This window comes from Williamsia sp. (genome assembly GCF_016462415.1).
GTDB lineage: Bacteria > Actinomycetota > Actinomycetes > Mycobacteriales > Mycobacteriaceae > Williamsia_A.
Map to the genome: position 1 here is coordinate 1 of NZ_JAEMTF010000165.1, position 5,339 is coordinate 5,339.

At 63.1% G+C, this 5,339-nt stretch carries 6 protein-coding genes; 2 read left to right on the plus strand and 4 right to left on the minus strand.

The features are described 5' to 3' along the window. Nucleotides 1-142: 142 nt before the first annotated feature. On the minus strand, nt 143-853 hold the full coding sequence (locus JHC79_RS22410) for a hypothetical protein (RefSeq protein ID WP_296395054.1): 711 nt from the start codon (nt 851-853) through the stop codon (nt 143-145). Nucleotides 854-1,335: 482 nt separating this feature from the next. Here JHC79_RS22410 and JHC79_RS22415 point away from each other — a divergent pair, with 482 nt between their 5' ends. Continuing rightward, nucleotides 1,336-2,019, plus strand: a complete 684-nt coding sequence (locus JHC79_RS22415) for a TetR/AcrR family transcriptional regulator C-terminal domain-containing protein (protein WP_296395056.1) — start codon at nt 1,336-1,338, stop codon at nt 2,017-2,019. Between the two features lie 526 nt (nt 2,020-2,545). Here JHC79_RS22415 and JHC79_RS22420 read toward each other — a convergent pair. From JHC79_RS22420 to JHC79_RS22430, 3 genes are all read right to left on the minus strand, one after another. Continuing rightward, a complete protein-coding gene (locus JHC79_RS22420; protein WP_296395057.1) occupies nt 2,546-3,652 on the minus strand; it encodes an acyltransferase in 1,107 nt (368 codons plus the stop codon). Nucleotides 3,653-3,831: 179 nt separating this feature from the next. Next, the gene (locus tag JHC79_RS22425) at nt 3,832-4,182 is read right to left on the minus strand and encodes a hypothetical protein (protein ID WP_296395058.1); all 351 of its coding nucleotides are present in this window, start codon (nt 4,180-4,182) and stop codon (nt 3,832-3,834) included. Nucleotides 4,183-4,282: 100 nt separating this feature from the next. Beyond that, nucleotides 4,283-4,714: an XRE family transcriptional regulator gene (locus tag JHC79_RS22430; protein WP_296395060.1), complete on the minus strand. Its 432-nt coding sequence runs from the start codon at nt 4,712-4,714 to the stop codon at nt 4,283-4,285. Nucleotides 4,715-4,880: 166 nt separating this feature from the next. Between JHC79_RS22430 and JHC79_RS22435 the strand changes: the two genes are divergently transcribed. Then, a complete protein-coding gene (locus JHC79_RS22435; RefSeq protein ID WP_296395062.1) occupies nt 4,881-5,276 on the plus strand; it encodes a VOC family protein in 396 nt (131 codons plus the stop codon). Nucleotides 5,277-5,339 lie beyond the last annotated feature (63 nt).

The window sequence follows — 5,339 nt, forward strand, 5'->3', positions numbered from 1 at the left end:
AGAAGAAGTTGGTCGCAATGGGCATTGAATCGGGCCTGCTCGTCGTGGCTTGCGATGGCAAGCGCTTGGAGAGATCGACTCTGCCACCGATCGGTCCCCGACGACACTCGTGAGCGGGGCTGCTGTGAACGGCAGGCTCTTCTCACGAATGCTGATCGAGGTTGCTCAGCATCTCCGCAGCAGCATCGATTCCGCGCTCTCCGGACGGGATGTGCTCGAGGTCGCCGAGAGAGACGGTGGTGACCAGTGCGCCACTGGAGGTGAGTCGGTCTGCACAGAGTTCGGTGTTGCGTGGGAGGGCCGACGTATCGCCGTCTGCGTGCATCAACGTCACTGTCATCCCGGTTCCCCACCCGTCGCACACCGCGCTTGCTCGCGCCGCCCATTGCCCGAACTCGCTGGTCGGATCGGACAGGGCCAACCAACCGGAGTCGGTGAAGAGTCCGCGCGGGTCCTCCGGAAGCGAGGTCACCACCTGCATATCGGTTCGGCTTCCGTCGAACAGTTCGTGGATGCGTGAGTGCCAGGCCTGGGCGTACATGTCGTCAACGGTTGCGCCGGTGAGCTCTGCGGCAAGGGTCAGACGGGTCAGTGCCAGCGACCTCACCATAGGGTCCGAGGTGCCCGCGACCAGTGCGGGCAGATCCACCTCGGAGAGCACGTAAGGGCCCGCGATGCCGATCACCGTCCGGATCTCAAACGGCGCCGGTGTCGTGGCCGAAAGATGATCGGCGAGGGCCATTGTCGCGTGGGCCCCCTGAGAGAACCCGACAAGATCGGCGTGCGTCGGTACCGGGATCTCGAGGTGGTCGAGCACCTGCGGGATGACGTGGAGAAGCCCGGCGGTCGCCATGGTTTCAGTGGCGGGATCGAGCCACGGGTGTACCCCCGAACTCAACCCGAGACCCAGATAGTCGGCCGCGACGACAAGTCGCCCTGCTCGGGCAACTGTGGCCGCTGCCGTCCAATGCGGCGTGCCGACGACAGACGGGACGTCACCCCGCGCGACTGCGCTGCTGTGCTGGTAGCTCGTCAGCGTCGCACTGGTCACTCGCGTGGGCACCAACAGGAGGCCACTGGCCATCTGTCCCGCATCGCTCGGCGTTCCCGTTCTGTAGGTGATTCGAAACGCTCGTCCATCAAAATCAGTTGCTGCCGAATCGATCAGCTCGACGCCGACCAACGACGCCGCAACGGAGGTGGGCGCCGAGCCACGGCGATCATCCTCGGTCGGCGAGCTGCATCCCGTGTGCGCCGACAGAACCGCGGCCGCCACCAACGATCGCTTTAACAGTGTTAGTCTCATACTCTATTTAACACTGTTAAGCTCCATCGGTGTCAAGGCATCCGACCGCAGGAAAAGGACTCGATCTCGCCAAGATCGTGTCCGCAGCGCTCGACGAACTCGACGCCGTTGGCCTCGACGAGATCTCGCTACGAGGCGTTGCTCGGCGACTGGGCGTGCAGGCGCCCGCGTTGTATTGGCACGTCAGCAGCAAGCGTGCCCTCCTCGAACAGATCGCCACGGAATTGTGGCGACGCCCCGTTGCCGCGGCGACGATCGGCGAGTGCGACGCGCTCCCAGTGTGGTCGGATCTGTTGCGCGCCTACATGCTTGAGCTCCGCGCCAGTCTGACCAGTCGCCGCGACGGAGCCCGCGCGGCCAGCAGCGCGGTGATTCTGGACAGTCAACTGTTGCGCGACATCGAGCCGACCCTGGCGCGTTTCGCCACCGCCGGGGTCTCGGCCGACGACATCGTGACCCTCTTTCAGACTGCACAGCACGCGACAGTCGGCTTCTGCATCAACGAACAGCACCGGGCTGCCGAACCTGTGGACCTCGACGAACGAGCCCGGCGCCTGAAAGACAGTCCTTTCGTCGGCGCGATGGGGGACGCCGTGCTGGGAAATGCCGACGCCCGTTTCGCAGCGACGATCGAGCTCCTGATCGCTGCCGGTCACTCAACTGTGGGCCGCTTGCCGAACAATGTGCTCCCGGTTGATCGGGGGGACGCATAGTTCGTGCCCGCACTACCTCACCGACTCTCAACGCACGGCACAGCGGGCGGCAACGGATCCGGTAAGGGCGTCACCTGGCCGGTGGTGTCGAACTTCAACTTCACCAGCTCAGATGGCGCCAACTTCGCCGGGGCTGTCGCGTCGACCACCGACCAGGTCGCCGCGCCGTGGCAGAAGCACACCCTGACCACAGCTACCTCGCGGCTGCGAGCCAACACCGGTAGCACGGCCGATAGCAGCATCATCCGACCGATGGTCGAGATCGACACCAACAGTGACGTAGCCAACGTCGCGAAGATCGTTGTCGCCGCTCAATGTGTTGTTACCTGCGGGCTCGTGGAAAGCCAGTGGTCCTACATTCCGACAGCGGGCGACCACCCCCAAGGAGAACCGACTCACCAAAGACGCACGTGGGCGGTATCCGATACTCATTGGGCCGCCGATCACCGTGCCAGCGGCAGCCACATCGGCGGGTTGGTGCCTCAACTTCACAGGGCTCGGCACGATCCGGTGGCGATACCCGGCCTTACGTGCGGGCTCGACGTTCTAGACCGTCTGCCTCCGTGCGTGTTTCGGAGCCCATGGTTTCGCGGACCTCGACCGGTTGGCGCGTATTCTTGAAGCGCAGGGCTGGCTTCTCGATCGCGAACCAACTGAGGGTCGCGATCGGCACCGTTCCGATGACGCTCGCCGCGATCATGACCCCGATGCCGTACTGGTCCAGGGTGGCCAGCACCACCAATTGCTGCACTGCCCATCCGTAGACGTACATCCCGTAACTGATATCGATCGACCCGTCTCCGATCCGCTCGACGAGTAGGCGCGGGAAGCGGGCGGAGATCCAAATGCAGAGGTAGGCAACACCTAACGGAGCGATCACGTCACCCCAATTTGCGGCGATGGAAGCAACGGAGATGAACAGAGCCCCGACGAAAACGAACGTCGATGCTGGGATGCGGTCCCGGAACATGAAGGTGACCGCACCAGCGAAGAACAAGGCTCCGAACTGTGTCGCGTTCTCCATCTTCGCGCCCAGTCCGGTGTCTGGCAGCACCCCGAGTTTTACAGCAACGCAGCCTAGGGTGAAGAACGCGAAGGCGGTGAGGACGACCCACCTGCTGCGTAGTCGGGGGATCGTGAACAGCGCGCCGATCAGGATGTAGCAGCTGAACTCGTACATCAGCGTCCAGACAGGACCGTTCCACGAGTCGGTCCGGGGTGCGCCATCAAGAGTGCCGCCGATCGTCCACTGGCGAATGACCAGGGTGACGTTGCTGTAGACGTACCCGAGCGCGTCGGCGACGGTCCACCCACCGCGCACGGTCGCCGCGATGGGGGCAGCGACAAAGGCACTGACCGCAAGACACACCCAGAACCCTGGGAAGATCCGCAGTAACCGTGCTCGCGAGTAAGAGACGAGGTCGTTGTTCAGACGGCTGCCGGTGATCAGGAACCCACTGATAGCGAAGAACCCGGCGACCGCGATCTCGCCGTAGTTCATGTCACCCAGGTACGGCTCCCCGGACACCCCGGCGACGGGCCATGAGTGGGAAACGATGACGACGGTCGCGAACAGCAGCCGCAACGAGTTCAAGCTGTTGGCACGGATATCGAAGAACTGCCCCAAGTTCATCGGACAATCTTCCCGATATTCGCTGGGTTCGGCGCCCTCAGGAGCCTGTATTCATACGATCGACCCACGAACGACATCGGGGGCAATCGGCGCACTATGGACACTGACCACAAACAATCGGATCCTCGACACCGATGGCGCCATCGTGAGCGTCTGATCGGTAGCGATCGCCTAGCTCCCTAGGCGAATCGCTCGTCGACCTGGGGGTCGTAGAGCCGCAGGCCGAGAGCATGCATGGCGTCGATGATTGCGTTGGCGTGTTCGGGTTCCCATCCATAGCCGACGAACTCGACGTTCTGCTCGCCGATGGATACGTCGAACGCCGGCACGCCGTCGGGGTTGGTGCCCGGTGGTTGCAGGATCTGTCCGTCCCACGGCCATCCAGCGAGATGGTCGGCGATCGCCGCCAGAACGCGCTCACGGCTCAATGACGCAATACCGGCTACGTGCTCCCCGTTGCCGAATTGTTTGTACACCGACAACGGGTCGAGCTCGTCGCCTCCGGCCCAGAACGCAAAGTTGTAGCTCATGCTGGCCATTGTTGACGACCCGGCCAGAGCAAGACGTCGGGCCGCAACAACGACGACAGAACCGTGACTGTTGTATATGCGAGCAAAGGAAGACCTGCTCTCATATCTCGCATGTACCTCGATGTTTCTTCACAGAATTCAGTAGGCGAATGATCGCGTCCACCGTCGACGTCGAAAATTCGAAGCCGTGGAGTTCAGCCGAGCGGCGCACGTTGGGTTTGCCTGCCAGAGCGAAGTACTCGCGTTGCCGTTGCACCCGCTCCAGGTCAGCGTCGGGGTCGGCCAGGAAGCGGGTCACGCTGACCTCGAAGGAGCGCGCGAGCGCCTCTGCCACACGGAAAGACGGCGTCAGGACCTTGCCGCTACGCATCTGCGAGATATACGCGTCACTCAGGTGGTAGCCAAGGGCGTGGGCTTTCTTGGCAGTCTTCTTGGCCGAGTACGGGCGGCCATGCTCGTCGCGCACGGTGTCGAACAACTCATTGAGACAATCGGCGAATGATTTTGTTGGTTGTGCATTGTCGGCTGCCACCACGATATAGTGCCATTGGCCAATGGCATCGTCAATTCGGCTTAGGCGCTGTGCTTATGGATTGGATCACTCACGGGTACAGGCGCTGACACCGCCTACTCGCGCTCCAATGAACACGGGCCGTCGCCAGCTCTCGTCGTGACGACCACTGCGGTACACATGAGCGATGGAGATTCTCAGCGCCCGAGTGCTCCTCCGGCCGACCGATCCCGACGCGACCCTGACGTTCTATCGAGACCACCTGGGACTGGCCATTGCCCGCGAGTACCCGGGCGGGGTGGTGTTCTTCGCCGGTTCGACGCTGATCGAGGTGGCGTCACACATGGCCTCCGACACCGACGGCGCCGACGCGACCGGCCTGTGGCTGCAGGTCCGCGACCTCGATGCCACCGAATCGGCCCTGCGCGACGCCGGCATCACGATCTCCCGCGGCGCCCGTACCGAGCCGTGGGGACTGAGGGAGATGCACGTCCTCGACCCGGACGGACGCACCCTGATCTTCGTCGAGATCCCCGCCGGACACCCCCTGCGCACGGATGTCCGTAGCGCAACCAACGGCTGAGAATCGGACACCACGCCGACGGAAGATGAACAGTCGGTAAACAGGGTCTGTAGATAGTCCAAA